The following is a 15,278-nucleotide window of genomic DNA, read 5'->3' as shown; positions in this document are numbered from 1 at the left end:
AATAATATCAATAATAAGGGATGTTAAAATGGGATTGTTAGACGGTTTACTCGGTAATGCTGCTGAGGTTGATTTACAGGAATTAGCCGAGGAATTAAGGCCTATCATGGGCATTCAAGAAGAATTAAAACTCGCCTACAAAGTGATCCGTGATTTGTTTATTTTCACCAATAAACGCCTGATCTTAATTGATAAGCAGGGACTTACAGGCAAGAAGGTTACTTACCATTCAATACCTTATAAATCTATTACCCATTTTGAAGTGGAAACGACAGGGCATTTTGATATGGATGCAGAGCTTAAAATTTGGATCTCAGGCCAGAGTGAACCTTTAGTCAAAGAACTCAAGCGTGGCACGGATGTCGTGGGTATTCAAAAGACTATTGCCACTTTTGCACTTTAGTCTTAGTACTGCGACTTAGATTCATTTAGTGCTATCAAGCTTGGAATTGTTATCGCAAGCTGACGGTTAATGTGAGTAAGGTAAGCCAAGTTTTATCTGGGCTTACCTATCCTCGCTATCGAGTGTGATTCAAATCTGCTTGATTAATTTAACACTATCCTACTTGTGCTAGTGGAGTGCTCTATCGGTTCGCCCGCCATAGTATAGGTTTCGGAAAGCTTGAGTTTGCCTTGCTCATCGTATTGATTGTGGATGCCGACCCAGAATTGCTCCTGTCCTTGAATTTGTAAATTACCTTCTTCTGCAATCTGGCGATTGGGATGATAGCGTTTCATTGCATAAAGCTTGCTTTCATCATCAAATTTTAAGTGATAAGCCAATATGGGTTCTTCGGTGTGAGCGGCGACATCTGCTATTGTTTTATCTTCTCGCTGTTTTGTCGTGGCATTGCCATTGGGTGCGTGATACTTCTGACGAGATAAATATGCGTTATTTCTACTATTGCTAGCATGATGTTCGCTGTTATCCGTACGGTTATTTGGTCCGTTACTTTGCCCATCAGCATCGTCTTCATCATAGTCATAACTAGGATTTTCTGGGCTATCCCATTCAGGTTCTTCATCTTCCTGAGTTGCTATATTTTCATGGAAATCAAAGTAGTGACGGCTTTCTATCAGTTGGCCTTGTTCATCTAGCCAGGCTTCGCGGTACACTTTTCCTTGGGGCGTAAAACGTTGCCAATGGCCGATATCGAGGTAACGACCATTAGTAATTTGGATTGTGCCAGTTTCTAAAATTAAACCTTGAGGGGACAAGGATTTAGAGCTAAATAAATCCCCTTGCGTACGGGTGAGTAACCAGCGAATGGCACCATCTTCATAGTATTCGATGCGAGTATCGGCAATACCTTCTTGATAGTATTCCCTTTGATTATTATCAAGATTATAGCCGCAGCGGGTATTCGAGTGACTCTGATAGGATTCGAGGATCCCTTTGTTATTATAAAAGCTGGACTCTTTGAGGTAGCCTTGGCCATCACGAACTTCATATTCAGAAATTGTACGTATCGTGCCATCTTCATAAAACCAGCGAGCAGTGCCATCACGGTTGCCCTGTGTGTGCGGTAGGTACATCTGAATTTGCTGGTTTTCGTGGTATTCAATAAAAGGGGCTACCGAGAGGTTATTTTTATATTGGCCTTCGGCCGAAAGCACGCCACTTTTATAATAGCTTCTAAATAGACCTTCCCTGAGTCCCTTTTCAAGATAGATCTCAAGGGCGAGTTGACCATTGTCATGATACCAAAGGGCCATGCCTTGTTCTTTACCATCCTCAAAATAGATTTTTTCTTCAATTTGACCATTGGGATACCATTTTACATGTTCGCCATGTAATTGGCCTTCGGTATTGAAGGGTTCACGCCATGCAGGCTTACCTGAGTCGTAAAATTCTTCAATGACTTTGCCCGTCACATCGTTAAACACTTTTTGTTTAATCGCTCCATTGGGATGATACCAAACGGCTTCATATTCATAGCCTTGGTTGTAATATCTTTCAGCTTCTAGTGAACCATCAGGGTAATATTGTTTTTCAATTCCGTGGATAACATCTTGCACTAAGGGCCGGATCAGCTGTATTTGTCCAGATTCATAGTAGCGAGTTAACGTATTGATATAATAGCCATTGCTATCTTGTTCGGCGGTTTCTTTAAGCTGACCATTGCCATAAAAGTATTGAATAAATTGACCTTGGGGATGGCGATCTTCTATTTGATTGATCTTGCCCTCATGGTCATACCACGTTTGTGTTCCAAGTTGCTGATCATTAATAAAGTTGCCTTCAAATAACAGGGTACCTAGGGCATTAAATTGGCGGGTCACGCCATTACGTTCGCCAAAATAGTTTGAATCGACGGCTTGGGTAAGCCCTGGGCTTTGGGTGATGATTCTAAGTATACCCGCACCTTCTTCAGTATTGAGTTGGTGAAAAATGCGGTGCAGTTGGCCTGTTAGGCTGGCGTAATCTTGAATATCGCCTTGCACTATATTGTCTGCATCGAGGGTAAAGTGGCTTATCAATAATGCATCGAGATTGTTAAGCTCAACTTGCCACAACGCCTTTATTTGGCTGTTCTTTTTTGGGGTGATACTGCACACTTTTACCTTGTCGAGCCAAAAGTGCTGCTCGGGGAAAGGGAATTGATTGCTGATTTCGAGGCGGTCGAATTCGGTATGGTGGAATTCGCAGCATTCATTGGCGTTTTCCCAGCCCAAGAGTTCTATGACTTGGGGAGTATCGTAGTGATAGAGAGTTAAGCCGTGGTCAGCATTTTCTTCGCAAGAAGTCGCGTCTGCCTTTGTCGCATGGATTTTTAAGCTGAAATGACGCTGGAATAGCGGTGCAGCGACTGACGGCTCCTGCGTTAAATCTTGTTCTTGGCTGAGTGTTTGTGACTCAGTTGGAAGATGAATGTCTTTTGGATCGCGGCTAGTTTGGTTTGAGGGAAATAACTTGGCTTTGAGTGCGCGAAACAACGACATTGGGGGAAATCTCCATATCCATATGTAAAACGATAGGCTTATCTGAGGGATACTCATGGCAACTGAGTATTTCTGTGCGCATATCATAGCGGTTTATGGATTCGTTTCTCAATGCTTGATTGCTCAAAATACCGTTTAATCAGAGTGGCACATTAATAAAAGCAGAGGAATAAAGACAAAATGCTTGATAACTTTTTTGCAAAATTACCCACAGATTTATCGGCCGAAGTGTTTGAAAAACTGGCGGGCAATAACACTGTGACCATTGAGCGCATCGTTTCCAATGGGCAATATACCCAAGCTACCTGAAGATACGAGTTTCAGAGCGCCTAAGGTGCTTCAATTCAAGGCGCATCAATGACAGAATGTCGGCCACCTTCTGAATTGATGCAACACGGAAGTGGAGTGCCCTAAGCGCTCCGTCCCGGCGGGTTTTAACGCACTCTATGCCGTGTTGGCTATTTTTAACTTAGTCCACTAGGTCTGCAAATAGCCGCCTTGCCTAAAGTGCGTTAAATTCCCGCTGAATCCTGCATCTTCAGGTGGTTTGGGTATCTACCAGAAGCTCAATGGTACGATCAAACTCAGTATGAATGGGTGATGTTACTTAAAGGCGAGGCGACACTCGAATTTGAACAAGGTGAACCCGTTACGCTAACTCCAGGTGACTATTTAACGATTTCGCCCCATCAAAAACATCGAGTCGCTTCGACTTCTATAAGTTCAGAAACCCTATGGCTCGCGGTATTTTACGATTGATTAGGGTTAAGGCTATAGGTTAACGATTCTGCCATAGCCAACTGGGCGTATTGAGTAAGTCTTGGCCTTGGATCTGCGTTTGGCCTAAGGTTTTGTCTAAGGCCAAGGTATTGCAGTGTTCAAATTGGCTTAAGGCATTAATAAGCCGATTAGCATGGGAAACCACCCACAACTGGCACTCTTCCGATACCTTCGCGATTAAGCGTGCAAGCGCAGGTAATAAGTCGGGATGTAGGCTAGTTTCTGGCTCGTTTAGCACCATAAGCTCTGGCGGCCTTGGGGTGAGTAGGGCGGCAATTAATAGCAAATAACGCAAGGTGCCATCCGACAATTCACTGGCATTGAGTGGCCTTAATAAGCCATTTTGATGAAATGCGAGTACTAAAATACCGCCCGCTTGAGGTTCGATTCGAACTTTAGCACCGGGAAAAGCATCGCTCACCGCATGATCAAAAGCCGCTTTATCACCTATCTCAAAAATGGTTTGAATTGCTGATGCAAGGTCGCGCCCATCGTGGTGCAATACTGGCGTGGCTGTACCTAATTGTGGACGACGGGCTGGCGCTTCTGCATCGGTTCTGAAGTGATCGTAAAAACGCCATGCGCGGATACTGTCGCGAAGCTTGAGCACTTCAGGGCTGCGCTCTGGATCGGCAAGTTCGGTAAAAATACTGTCGCCGGTTTGCAGGTGTGCGCCTAAGGTTATCCAGCCTTGTCCGTCAGCACTGCGACTCTTCACCATAGGACCACGGCGCTCAACCAATACAGTTGAGGGGCGATACTTAGGCCCGTTCCAAATGGCTTCGCGCTTGATTTGTGGATCTAAGCCAAACAGCGTAGTGGCGTCGGGTTTGGGTAAACCGAGTTCAATAAGATAGCTAAAATCTTCGCCAGCAAATCCAAGCTTTAGGCGTTTTGGCGCTTGCCTGACGGTGGCTTCAATGGCGGTGTCGCCCGCTAGCATACTTTTGGTGGGGTTTTCTGGTCCCGCCCAAAAGCTGGAGTCGAGTCCGCCTTCTTGGGCTAAAGCATTGACAACGCCGCCTTGCGCCGTTTGTGCGAGTAAACGTAGTGCCTTGTATAGATTCGATTTACCACTGCCATTCGCCCCAGTGATCAAATTGAGTTGCCCTAGGGGTAAGACGATTTCACGCAGAGAGCGATAATTGAAAATAGCGAGTGTGGTCAGCATAGAATATCCAAGACTGAAACAAGCTGATAAGCCAGTAAATTTATCGACAAAGTAAATTAAACATGACGATAAAACAATGGCATTTACAGTAGCACTTTGTTGAGCACTCTTTGCCAGTTACCACCCATAAAACGGTCGCGATCAGTAGATTTAAAGCGCGCCTTGGCTAAGGCATCGTCGATACGGCTCATGCGATCGATATGATTCAGCTCGGGGATCACTACATGTCTGGGCTCTGCATCAAAACCTAGCACGCCTTTCGCCCTCAGGCTGTACCACCATTCTTGATATTCTTTAATGCCTTTGGCGTTGTCATTACCCAGTGCCAGTAGGTTTTCTTGGCCTCGGAGCTGGAAGTCATTAGCGATTGCCACGCAGTCCACTCCACCAACACGCATAACGTATTCCAGTTGTCGAATATAATCATCAATCGTGGGCACGGCATTATTGGTAAGCCAGAAACTCATCATAAATACGCCGAATACGCCGCCGCTATCGCCGATGGCGCGGATCACTTCATCGGGGGAACAACGGGCATGGTTTACTATGCCGCGCGCCGCGCCGTGGCTTTGCACTATGGGTGATTTAGTGATTTTTGCGACATCTAAAGCGGTTTGAGCGCTGGAGTGACTCACATCGACTAAGATATTGGCGTGATTGAGTTTGGCGATAAGCTCGTGCCCGTGGGCCGTGAGTGGTTTATTGAGTCCGCCACTGGCATCATTATCTAAGGCGCCACCGGCAAAGGTATTGCCGTAATGGTGGGTGAGTTGCAGTACGCGTAGCCCTTGTTGATGAAACTCATCTACCCGCGCCCACTGGTTAGCTTCGCTGTCTTCTTCGACACAATCTGCGCCTTGGATTTGAAAGTATACCGCAGTGCGCTGGCTGTCGCGGGCACGTTGAATATCTCGCCCCCTCAGACCTTGCAGTAAAATATCGGGATGATCACTTACCCGTTTAGCGGCCTGCTTAATGCTTTCCATGCAAGCTTTATAAGTGCGTTTGTAGTTTTGAGTGCCATCGGCTTGTTCTATGGTCTCAATAGCCGAAATATCGCAAAGATAGGCATCGAGCTTAGCGGCAGTTACATCACTTAAGTCATCGGGAAGGAAAGATAAACCATCGACATATATCCGCCTCTGTGCGGCGGCAAAGCTAGGTAAACTGGCGAGTGGACTTAACAGAGTTGCTGCGCCAAGACCTTTAAGGAGTGTACGACGGTAGTGATTGACTGCCTTGATGGGCATGCTCGGTTCCTATCAATAACGCAAATGTAACTTCTTTATACCTTTTTAGGGCGTAGAAGTCTTTGATTAAATCCCTTTTTTGGCCTTTGCCCCTGAGCTAGAGTTGTGATTATTTGTTGTTGCCGAGTGGTTTCAATTATCGCTTGTCGCAGTAAATGAAAACCCTCGGGTTATGATTATCGAGTGGCTTCAACCATTGCTTTTGCCAGTGAGTTAAGGCCGTTAGTGCGCGATGGGCTGAGCTGACCTTCTAGGCCCAATTGTTTGAAGTAAGCTGTAGGATCAAATGCTTGGATTTCAGCGCGGCTTTTACCATGGCAGGCGCCAAGCAATAATCCGATCAATCCCTTAACGATGCGGGCATCGCTGTCGGCTAAATAATAGTGTTTGCCAGCCTGTTCTAGATGATAAATCCACGCATCACTTTCGCAGCCTTTGACCTGAGCGGCCTCGATGCGAAGCTCAGGGCTTAAGCTTGGTAAGTCTTTCCCTAACAACATAATTTGACGATATCTTTCCTGCCAGTTAGGGGCATTCGTAAAACGCGCCAGTAAGGTTTCGGCATCTTGCACTAAATAGTGAAAATCGGCCTCATTTGGCATAGGCATGATTGAATCTGTCATAGGGCTAAATCCTGTCTCACTTACTTGAGCGTAACTTGTCTTGAGCGTAACTTATTTTGAGCATCGTATGAGTGGCGTAGATCAGTGGCTAAATGCTGGATTACAGCAGCAAGTCTTTTACTGAGGCTAACGCGGCAATAAAGCGGTCGATATCGTCTTTATTGGTGTAGATACCGATAGAGGCGCGGCAACAGCCCTTAAGATTCAGACTCTGCATTAATGGCATGGCACAATGATGGCCACAGCGAACGGCAACCCCTTGTTGGTCCAGTAAAATGCCCACATCTTGGTGATGTTCATTGGCAAGATTAAAGGCGACGACGCCGATATTGTCATCAAAGGCGCCGTATAAATGCACTTCACCGAGCGCGCGCAATTGGCTTTGTAAATAGTTAATTAGTTCTGCTTCATAAACTTGAACCTGCGGCATGAGCTCGGTTTGTAAAAATGTAATGGCCGCGCCCAAACCTATGACTTCAGCAATCGGCGGTGTGCCCGCTTCTAAGCGATTCGGCAGGTTGCCAAATTCTGTCGCCTCAAAACTCACGCGTTTAATCATCTCGCCTCCAGTTAATAGTGGCGCGAGATTATCTAACGCGTCGAAACGGCCGTAAAGCACGCCAACACCAGTGGGACCATACATTTTATGCCCTGAGAAGACATAAAAATCACAATCGATTTCAGTCACATCCAGCGTTAAATGCGCAACTGCCTGTGCGCCATCAACTAAGGTGATAGCACCTTGTTTTTTCGCTAACTGCACTAGCTGAGCCACGGGATTGACTGTACCTAGGGCGTTGGAAACATGGCACAGGGCGACGATTTTAGGCTTTAACTCGAGCAAGGTTTTATAGGCGTTGATATCTAAGCGGCAATCCTGACAGAGCGGGATTGGTTTAATGATTGCCCCTGTGCGTTTCGCCAGTTCCTGCCAAGGCACAATATTGGCGTGGTGAGCGGCGGCGTCGATTAATATCACATCGCCAGCATTTAATTGGGGTGTCAGCCCAAAGGCGACTAAGTTGATTGATTCTGTGGTGCCGTGGGTAAAAATGATTTCTTCGCGGCGTTTTGCCTTCAAAAATTGCTGCAACTGATCGCGCACGTTTTCATAGCTTAAGGTCGAACGCGCCGATAACTGATGTGCAGCACGGTGTACATTCGCATTGTCATTAGCGTAAAACTGCGCCATCGCATCTAACACCATTTGCGGCTTCTGGCTGGTGGCTGCTGTGTCGAGATAACATAGGGGATAACCATCAAGCATTTGATTTAACGCTGGGAATTGCGACCTAATTTTAGCATTGCGCTGCTCTGCTTCTAATGAACAAAGAACCGCAGAGGCATCAGGATAGGCAACAGTATTCGTCGCTGTGTTAGTCACAGTATTTGGCGTAGGCGATGCAGGTTGAGTCATGGGCGAGGCTAAGGGCAATGAAAAAGGCCAAGGGATCTTCTGTGATCTGCCATGTGAATGCAAGTTTTAGCAGTTTGTTGAGGCGTTGGTATTGGACAGTGGTATTGAACGCCTAATTTCACCAAGGTCTGTTCAAACTGTTGCCTAATAGATATTTTGCACGCCTTAAACGGTTTTAGACTCTAACGTATCATTGAGCTTAGCTATGATGCGATTTTTCTAATGTTTAAGTTTTTCTTTTAAATTCAGCTAATACTTTACGCTTAATTCATCCACCGAAAGTTAAAACTCCGACTATCCTAAATTGGACGTCCTTCGTTGTCAGTGTTTGCTGGAGAGTAGTTTTATGGTGAAGCTTTTAAAAGACTTACGGATTAAACATAAGATGATCGCCCTCGTTGGGGTGATGTTAGTGCTGATCTTGATTTTGTCTGGATTTAGTTTGTTGAAGATGCAGCGTGTATCGGAGGAAATTCAAGCCATTGCAGAAGAGAATCTTCCGTTAGTGAGATTATCAACTGACGTCACCATTAAGCAGCTTGAAAGCTCTGTCATTCTAGAAAAAGCGTTTCGTGCCGCGGACATTGAAACCGCATCGAGCCAGCAAATTTTAGTGGCTTTTATTGCGGATGTTATCAAGCACAATGAAGACATTAGCAAGGAGTTACTCTCGACTCAGTCTATGCTCAATGAGGCATTAAAAGAGGCTGTAAATCCGCAATTACATGAAAAAACTCAGCAGTTAAATCAAGAGATTGGCACTATTATTCAACGTTTTGGTAATTATGAAGCCCTGCTTGCCACTGTGATTACTGGAATACAGCAAAAAGAAGAACCTGCAGCCTTGGCTAAGCGGGTTGAATCTTTAGAGATTGCGCAAAACGAGTTTAATACTGAGCTGAGGCAATTCGTTGAGCGTTTAGAGCAAATGACCCAAACTGCGGTTTCTGTGACTGAGGAAGAAGAACTCAGGGCGATTTATGGCTTAACGATTATTTCGATAGTGTCTTTAGTCATAGGCTTATTGATTGGCATCGCTTGCAGTCAATACATGGTCAAATCTATCAATCGGTTACGTAATTCTGCCGCCATGATGGAAAAGGGTAACTTTAATCAAGAGTTACGCGTCGATTCCAAAGATGAATTAGGCGAACTTACCGTCAGTATGAATCAAATGGCGTGGACCTTAAGTAAAACTGTTGGCCAAGTGATTGCTCGAAGTGAAGAAATTGCCTCTATGGTGACTGAGCTTAATGCGGTGGCCGAGAATAATCGTGAGGCTATGTTGAGGCAGCAGGATAACACCGACCAAGTCGCCGCCTCTATGACCCAAATGGCAGCAACGATCACTGAAGTGGCGAGTAGTGCAGAAACCGCTTCTTATTCAGCGGGACAAGCCGAGCATAAAGTGAAAGAAAGTTGTGAAGTTGTCGATGCGAGCGAAAAAATCTCGAAGCAGTTGGTTGCCAGCGCCCAGTATTCGAATCAACTTATTCAACAGGTTCAGGCGAGTACGGGAAAAATCCTCAACTTTGTTTCTGTGGTCGATGCGATAGCTGGGCAGACGAACTTATTAGCTTTGAATGCATCGATTGAAGCGGCGCGGGCGGGAGATCAAGGTCGTGGTTTTGCTGTCGTTGCCGAAGAAGTGCGGGCATTGGCAACGCGCAGTCAAACGGCTACGCAGGAGATCAGCGATCTTATCCAAACACTTGTGAAAGACGCCAAATCCTCAGTCGAATCCTTCGCCGATAACGATAAGCAAATCAGTGAGTCATCACTGCTCGTTAATCAAGCCAAGCAGCACTTATTTGAGATTTTAGATGCGTTGACTGAACTGACTCAGGCTAATACTCAAGTCGCGACCGCCAGTGAGGAGCAAGCCGTGACCGCCGAAGATATTAGTGAGCGCATTAATGCGATTCGTGATTCGGGTGAGTTGGTACTCAGCAGCGCTAACGAAACCGCGAAAGCCAGTGAGTCACTGTCTAAGCAGGCTAATTCATTGAGGGAAACGATGCAGCAGTTTAAGGTGCGAGTTGTTTAAATGTATTAGCCCATAATTCAGTGTGCCAACGACGACAGCGGTTAACTTAACTGCGCCACTTCATCTTAGCTTGAGCCTCATTTGTGCCTTAACTCAATGTGAGGTGAGCATATCCTCAAACAATTTGAAGATGCAGGATTCAAGTTGTTTGGGATATAGGTCTATCTTGTTATCCGACACACAATTGCCGTAAAAATGATACTGGTTGTGCAGTGACTTGCAACAAACTGTTGTAATATGTAGCGCTAAATAACGACTAAAAATGTGAATTAAATGGGCATGCGTATTCTTTGGCTTCTTGTGTTAACGCTGAGCATTCTTCCTAGAACCGCTGCAGCATCAGATATTGCGAGCAGTGTTACTGGAGGAACTAATCGCCTTGCTGACGGCGGTGATTTTGAGCTGGGAATGAGTGTTTACGGGATTAATCAAGTCGATGTTCGGCAAACGGATTCAGGTTCTGCAAAGTTGTCGCTGTTAGTCAGTGGCATGTACCAGTACAAAGGGCTGTTTGTTGAGATGATCCATCAATCTCAAGATGGTATTAATCTAGGATTTAATCTGTGGAGCTCAGAGGATTGGTCATTAGAACTGCTATTGGCTAACTTGCAAGGTTCATGGTCCCGTCCTGATGTGGATCCCAGTACGCTGGATGAAGCTGGCCGCAATGCTTATCTACTATCGGAAGATTCTCTCTATGTGGGTGCCGGTTTTCGTGCCACGCGTTATTGGGGCGATAACTATGTTTTTCAGTATAGGTTAGTATCTGATTATTATGATGATCAAGGTATTCAAAGTTCTGCCAGATTGGGTAAGTCCTGGCAGGTTCGTAATTGGAATTTTCACGTATTGGGGAGCGTAGGTTACTCATCTGCCACCTTGAATCGCTATCTTTTTGGGATCAGTAAGGAAGAAGCCACTGAACGCTTTCCTGAGTATCGGCCGGATAGCTCTTTCAGTTACGGCATGGAGTTAGGGGTTGCCTATCCGCTGAGTGAAAATTTTGTCTTTCGGGCCATGTATCGCTTCAATGTGTTATCACAAGAAGTGACCGACAGTCCCTTCAATCAAGCGAGTTATACATCGTATTTTAATGCTTCTCTTAGCTATGTATTTTAGGAGGAGGGCATGAACCGATTTAATCCATTGTTAGCGGTAGTGATGCTGAGCACGCCTTTTTTGGCTTGGAGTCAGGATGATGCCGTTATTTTTACCGCGACCCCAGAACGCTGCATTGCACTGCATAAAGGGCAAACTTGCTATCAAGATGTATTGTTCCGATGGCAGACACCCGCGAGCGGCGAGTACTGCCTCATACTGACAGACCGTCAGCACCAGTTAACCTGCTGGACTGGCAAAGCTATGCAAGAATATCAATATAGTTTTGAAGGGGATAAAACGGCGACTTTTAGTCTTATCCGTAATGATGATGTGCAACCGCTCGCGCAAGTTAAAGTGGTCGTGACATGGGTTTATAAGGCCCCTAAACAGAGTCAGTCCGGTTGGAGGTTATTCTAATATGTCAGTTGCAAAGCATATCTTAGTCGTAGAGGACGATACCTCACTGGCAGAGTGGATCAGTGATTATTTACTGGATCACGGTTACGGAGTCACAGTGGCCAGCCAAGGTGATTTTGCCTTAGAGATGATAGCCGATGAGATGCCTGACTTAGTGCTACTCGACGTGATGATGCCCGTTAAGAATGGCTTCGATGTGTGTAAGGAGGCCAGGGCATTTTATACTGGGCCCATTTTATTTATGACGGCTTGCGTTGAGGACGGCGATGAAATCCGCGGGTTAGATGCCGGTGCTGATGATTACCTCACTAAGCCGATTCGACCACAGGTGTTGTTAGCGCGGATAAAGGCCCTGTTACGCCGAGTGAGTGATGAGGAGCAAAAGCAGCAATTAGTGTTTGATTCTTTAGTGTTAAATGCGACGGCAAAGTCAGTCACCATTGATAAACAGCCGCTGGATTTGAATGCCAATGAGTTTGATGTTTTGTGGCTGCTGGCATTGAAGGCGGGCACGATAGTGAGTCGCAATGAATTGGTGGCCCAACTGCGGGGCATTGAATACGATGGCCTAGACCGCTCGGTGGATATTCGCATATCGCGCTTACGCAAGAAGTTGCAGGAAGCGTTGAGTCAGCCCTATAAAGTCAAAACCATTCGTGGCAAGGGATATTTGTTTTGCCGCGATGAGGCCGAGCAAGCTTTATGAAGAAGTTAATGACTTCTCTGGTGCTGGTCGTGCTGGTGGCCATTGCCAGCCTAGGCTGGTCGATAAGTGAGTTTGCAACACTTATTGATCCTGATAATGAAACGCCTAGCCCAGCAACTCACCTCGCGGCATTAAAACTGCTGGGCGGCTCACTGGCGCAAACGTTAGATAACGATCCCGCCCCCAATAATGCGTTTATAGACAACTGGAATCAGCGAAATGCAGATCAATTGTCTTTGGTGAATGAAGCGGATTTTGTCTTACCCTCAGCCCTAAAGACAGAGTTTTATTCAGGGGAATCATTACTGCTGGAGTCCGATGATGGCATCTCTTTGCACTATTTATTGCCTAAAACGGGTCAGGTGCTGAATATCAATACCCAGATAGTGACGCCAGCCGATGTGAGTTTTAACGCGAACAAGCTGTATACCATGCTTTTTTATGGCGGTGTGGTGGTGATTTTGTTGGTGTGGGTGTCTCCTTTAATCCGCCAACTGGTTAATCTAAGTAAGGTGACTCAAGCATTTGGTATGGGAGAATTACAGCAGCGAATTGTGGTCAGCAAAGCGTCCTACATAGGCACAATAGAAAGCGAATTCAACCGCATGGCAGATCGCATCCAGCAATTGATCGATGACAATAAATTGCTTAGTCGGGCAGTTTCCCATGATTTAAAAACTCCGATTGCGCGGCTGCGATTTGGTATCGCGGCGTTAGAAGAAACCCAAAGCGAGCAACTTAGGGTGAAGTATTTTCAGCGATTGAATCGCGATCTGGACACTATGGAAGAGTTGGTCATGACACTGCTCAGCTATGCCCGCCTCGATGAGGCGAATATCCAACCTGATTGGCAATCTATTGAGCTTAATACTTGGTTGCTGGAAAAGTATCAAGGCCAAGTATACCCAGGGTTTTCAGTGGAACTCATCACCTGCCCAATACCGTTGAACATCAAGACAGATCCTAAGTACTTGTCAATGCAGGTGAATAACTTGCTCAGTAATGCGCAGCGTTTTGGCCGTGCCAATATCCGGCTGATGTTGGCATTGGAAGATGGGATTGCGTTGTTACACGTTGATGATGATGGCCCTGGCATAGATGAACAGGAATCTGCTCAAGTGATTAAACCTTTTGTGCGTGGTCAGCACAGCCGCGGAAATTCCGGTCATGGCATGGGTCTGGCGATTGTCGATAGAATTGGTTGTTGGATGGGTTCCCCATTACGTATTGGCCGTGCTCCTGACTTGGGTGGGGCTCGCATGTCACTAAAATTCAAGGCTGAAGTTTAAAGTTGGGGTTTAATACGATTGGTGTAATGCGAGGTTTGAGTCGTTTTTGTCTGTTTCTTTAACATGAGCTGAAGCGAGCAATGCGGCTAAATCTGCGTCATCTAATCTGCTGTGTTGATTTAGAGATAGAGGCAGAATGACTCAACTTACTATACGAATGAGTGCTTAACGAATTGGTGCAAAACAGGGGAATTTATAAATAAAACGCACCAGCCTTGATACCTAACGAGAATCTAGACTGGTGCATTTTTGATGAGCAATTAACTTTTCACATTGACATTGTTAAGTATGTAATCTGTTTCATAGATGCGGGAACTCGCATTTTCTGGCTTGCTATGTAAACCTGTGACTTCGACCATGACAGAGGTTTCTTGATTCATCGTTGAACTCCCCCACAAGATATCCTTACTCGCGCTCGCTCCTACTCCAAACTGGCCAATTGCATCACGATCGGTTTGTTCGTGAGTAAAAGTGAAGTAGTTATAACCCGCTTGTTTGCATAACTCTGCTGACTTACGCATGACGTACTTTCGGGCCAATGCGCGGTCAGTGTTGGTATTGCCAACAAAGCTTATCTGCCAGCTATCGGGTGCAATCTGTGCGGTTTCAAATCCTTTACCGAAAGACCAAAATTGCTTTTCGGTATCGTAGGAAGTGGCACAAGCTGAAAGCATCAGAGCTAATCCAGCACATAAAAACGTTTTTCTGATAAGTGTCATGGTCTTGTCTCGTCAGGTTGTTTAGAAGCTATAGTTCACGCCAAGGGTAGTAACCCACTGGTTGTTACTGTCTATTAGCGGAGAGTTTGCCATGTTGGCACCTATGTGCGAGTAACCTGTGGCTTGAGTAATATCTAAATGCTTAGTGACTGGAATAACCAAAGCGTAGCCTAGCTTATAGGCAAATGTGCCGTCGGCTTGATAGGCAGGGCGCTGCGCCGTAGCTTCAGATGACGTCACACCAGTGTAGTAGTTTGCAAAGTCTTTACTGAAGTAGTGCACACCCGCATAAGGCACCAGATCACCGAAGCCTACATTTATTGGATGGTAATAGGTGATATCAGCCTGAAAACCATCATAAATATTGGTGACATCGTGTTGGAATTTGGTTGATAGCGTGCCATTTCCTAAATGAATGTCGGCGTTTAAACCCAGATCACCACTGAATTTGCGATCCTTCATGCCCGTTAAAATATCCGCATCATCGGCATCAAAGCCGGGATTGGCAACGGCAAAGATACTGAAATTAACGGCACTATCGTTCGTGCCTAAAAAGCGGTAGTTGATGCCGGACAGATCGGCGTTGAAGTCTTCACCGTGGTAGCCGCCATTGAGATAGGCACCTGTCTGGTGATCTTGACCCTTATAAAATTGACTACCAGTAGCAACACCTGCGCCAGCAAAGAACTGATCTTGATGACTATAGATATTACCGTTACGAATGTAGGTATTGCTTTCAGCAAGAGCGTGGCTTGACATCAAAACACTTGTAATTACAAAGCAAAGTTTTTTCATTTTTTTATCCTTAAGACATC

Annotated in this window: 15 protein-coding genes; 8 read left to right on the top strand and 7 right to left on the bottom strand. The window is 45.6% G+C overall.

Annotation, left to right across the window (positions count from 1 at the left end):
- The first annotated feature begins 28 nt into the window (after positions 1 to 28).
- The gene (locus L5M71_RS13345) at positions 29 to 403 is read left to right on the top strand and encodes a PH domain-containing protein (protein ID WP_105250128.1); all 375 of its coding nucleotides are present in this window, start codon (positions 29 to 31) and stop codon (positions 401 to 403) included.
- Positions 404 to 546: 143 nt separating this feature from the next.
- On the opposite strand, the gene L5M71_RS13340 is transcribed toward L5M71_RS13345, so the two are convergent.
- Entirely contained in the window at positions 547 to 2,943 is a 2,397-nt protein-coding gene (locus tag L5M71_RS13340; protein ID WP_263208266.1) for a toxin-antitoxin system YwqK family antitoxin, read from the bottom strand.
- A 180-nt stretch (positions 2,944 to 3,123) separates the two neighbouring features.
- Between L5M71_RS13340 and L5M71_RS13335 the strand changes: the two genes are divergently transcribed.
- Positions 3,124 to 3,252 (top strand): cupin, encoded by a 129-nt coding sequence (locus tag L5M71_RS13335; protein ID WP_263139544.1) that lies wholly within the window; start codon positions 3,124 to 3,126, stop codon positions 3,250 to 3,252.
- Between the two features lie 207 nt (positions 3,253 to 3,459).
- Complete coding sequence (locus L5M71_RS13330; RefSeq protein WP_317630047.1) at positions 3,460 to 3,702, top strand: cupin domain-containing protein; 243 nt, start codon at positions 3,460 to 3,462, stop codon at positions 3,700 to 3,702.
- A gap of 19 nt (positions 3,703 to 3,721) precedes the next feature.
- On the opposite strand, the gene L5M71_RS13325 is transcribed toward L5M71_RS13330, so the two are convergent.
- The 4 genes from L5M71_RS13325 to L5M71_RS13310 form a co-directional block, all read right to left on the bottom strand.
- Positions 3,722 to 4,894 carry an AAA family ATPase gene (locus tag L5M71_RS13325; RefSeq protein WP_263208264.1) on the bottom strand — a complete coding sequence of 391 codons (1,173 nt, stop codon included), beginning with the start codon at positions 4,892 to 4,894 and terminating at the stop codon, positions 3,722 to 3,724.
- Between the two features lie 83 nt (positions 4,895 to 4,977).
- Positions 4,978 to 6,144, bottom strand: a complete 1,167-nt coding sequence (locus L5M71_RS13320) for a dipeptidase (protein ID WP_263208262.1) — start codon at positions 6,142 to 6,144, stop codon at positions 4,978 to 4,980.
- 176 nt (positions 6,145 to 6,320) lie between these two features.
- A complete protein-coding gene (locus tag L5M71_RS13315) occupies positions 6,321 to 6,767 on the bottom strand; it encodes a SufE family protein (protein WP_028759335.1) in 447 nt (148 codons plus the stop codon).
- Between the two features lie 100 nt (positions 6,768 to 6,867).
- Entirely contained in the window at positions 6,868 to 8,184 is a 1,317-nt protein-coding gene (locus tag L5M71_RS13310; RefSeq protein WP_263208260.1) for an aminotransferase class V-fold PLP-dependent enzyme, read from the bottom strand.
- A gap of 346 nt (positions 8,185 to 8,530) precedes the next feature.
- On the opposite strand from L5M71_RS13310, the gene L5M71_RS13305 reads away from it, so the two are divergent.
- The 5 genes from L5M71_RS13305 to L5M71_RS13285 all read left to right on the top strand — a co-directional run bounded on the left by L5M71_RS13305 (position 8,531) and on the right by L5M71_RS13285 (position 13,744).
- Positions 8,531 to 10,231: a methyl-accepting chemotaxis protein gene (locus L5M71_RS13305; RefSeq protein ID WP_263208258.1), complete on the top strand. Its 1,701-nt coding sequence runs from the start codon at positions 8,531 to 8,533 to the stop codon at positions 10,229 to 10,231.
- Positions 10,232 to 10,510: 279 nt separating this feature from the next.
- The gene (locus L5M71_RS13300; protein ID WP_317630046.1) at positions 10,511 to 11,350 is read left to right on the top strand and encodes a MipA/OmpV family protein; all 840 of its coding nucleotides are present in this window, start codon (positions 10,511 to 10,513) and stop codon (positions 11,348 to 11,350) included.
- A 9-nt stretch (positions 11,351 to 11,359) separates the two neighbouring features.
- On the top strand, positions 11,360 to 11,749 hold the full coding sequence (locus L5M71_RS13295) for a DUF3019 domain-containing protein (RefSeq protein ID WP_263208254.1): 390 nt from the start codon (positions 11,360 to 11,362) through the stop codon (positions 11,747 to 11,749).
- A gap of 1 nt (position 11,750) precedes the next feature.
- Positions 11,751 to 12,455, top strand: coding sequence for a response regulator transcription factor (locus tag L5M71_RS13290; protein WP_105250123.1), 705 nt, complete (start codon positions 11,751 to 11,753; stop codon positions 12,453 to 12,455).
- Positions 12,452 to 13,744, top strand: coding sequence for an ATP-binding protein (locus tag L5M71_RS13285; protein ID WP_263208252.1), 1,293 nt, complete (start codon positions 12,452 to 12,454; stop codon positions 13,742 to 13,744). The genes L5M71_RS13290 and L5M71_RS13285 overlap by 4 nt, the downstream gene beginning before the upstream one ends.
- A gap of 260 nt (positions 13,745 to 14,004) precedes the next feature.
- Here the strand turns inward: L5M71_RS13285 and L5M71_RS13280 are convergent, their stop codons facing one another.
- Both L5M71_RS13280 and ompV read right to left on the bottom strand, forming a co-directional pair.
- A complete protein-coding gene (locus L5M71_RS13280) occupies positions 14,005 to 14,463 on the bottom strand; it encodes a CC0125/CC1285 family lipoprotein (protein ID WP_028761861.1) in 459 nt (152 codons plus the stop codon).
- Between the two features lie 21 nt (positions 14,464 to 14,484).
- Positions 14,485 to 15,258 (bottom strand): outer membrane protein OmpV, encoded by a 774-nt coding sequence (gene ompV, locus L5M71_RS13275; protein ID WP_131523706.1) that lies wholly within the window; start codon positions 15,256 to 15,258, stop codon positions 14,485 to 14,487.
- Positions 15,259 to 15,278 lie beyond the last annotated feature (20 nt).

Source organism: Shewanella sp. SW1, assembly GCF_025653545.1.
Lineage (GTDB): Bacteria > Pseudomonadota > Gammaproteobacteria > Enterobacterales > Shewanellaceae > Shewanella > Shewanella oncorhynchi.
The sequence above is the reverse complement of the archived record's forward strand: the minus strand, read 5'-3'. Positions and strand labels throughout refer to the sequence as shown.

What these genes read in the sequence shown, in the direction of transcription:
- L5M71_RS13345 (WP_105250128.1), top strand. Translation starts at nt 29, where the DNA reads ATGGGATTGTTAGACGGTTTACTCGGTAATGCTGCTGAGGTTGATTTA.
- L5M71_RS13340 (WP_263208266.1), bottom strand. Translation starts at nt 2,943, where the DNA reads ATGTCGTTGTTTCGCGCACTCAAAGCCAAGTTATTTCCCTCAAACCAA.
- L5M71_RS13335 (WP_263139544.1), top strand. Translation starts at nt 3,124, where the DNA reads ATGCTTGATAACTTTTTTGCAAAATTACCCACAGATTTATCGGCCGAA.
- L5M71_RS13325 (WP_263208264.1), bottom strand. Translation starts at nt 4,894, where the DNA reads ATGCTGACCACACTCGCTATTTTCAATTATCGCTCTCTGCGTGAAATC.
- L5M71_RS13320 (WP_263208262.1), bottom strand. Translation starts at nt 6,144, where the DNA reads ATGCCCATCAAGGCAGTCAATCACTACCGTCGTACACTCCTTAAAGGT.
- L5M71_RS13315 (WP_028759335.1), bottom strand. Translation starts at nt 6,767, where the DNA reads ATGACAGATTCAATCATGCCTATGCCAAATGAGGCCGATTTTCACTAT.
- L5M71_RS13310 (WP_263208260.1), bottom strand. Translation starts at nt 8,184, where the DNA reads ATGACTCAACCTGCATCGCCTACGCCAAATACTGTGACTAACACAGCG.
- L5M71_RS13305 (WP_263208258.1), top strand. Translation starts at nt 8,531, where the DNA reads ATGGTGAAGCTTTTAAAAGACTTACGGATTAAACATAAGATGATCGCC.
- L5M71_RS13300 (WP_317630046.1), top strand. Translation starts at nt 10,511, where the DNA reads ATGCGTATTCTTTGGCTTCTTGTGTTAACGCTGAGCATTCTTCCTAGA.
- L5M71_RS13295 (WP_263208254.1), top strand. Translation starts at nt 11,360, where the DNA reads ATGAACCGATTTAATCCATTGTTAGCGGTAGTGATGCTGAGCACGCCT.
- L5M71_RS13290 (WP_105250123.1), top strand. Translation starts at nt 11,751, where the DNA reads ATGTCAGTTGCAAAGCATATCTTAGTCGTAGAGGACGATACCTCACTG.
- L5M71_RS13285 (WP_263208252.1), top strand. Translation starts at nt 12,452, where the DNA reads ATGAAGAAGTTAATGACTTCTCTGGTGCTGGTCGTGCTGGTGGCCATT.
- L5M71_RS13280 (WP_028761861.1), bottom strand. Translation starts at nt 14,463, where the DNA reads ATGACACTTATCAGAAAAACGTTTTTATGTGCTGGATTAGCTCTGATG.
- ompV (WP_131523706.1), bottom strand. Translation starts at nt 15,258, where the DNA reads ATGAAAAAACTTTGCTTTGTAATTACAAGTGTTTTGATGTCAAGCCAC.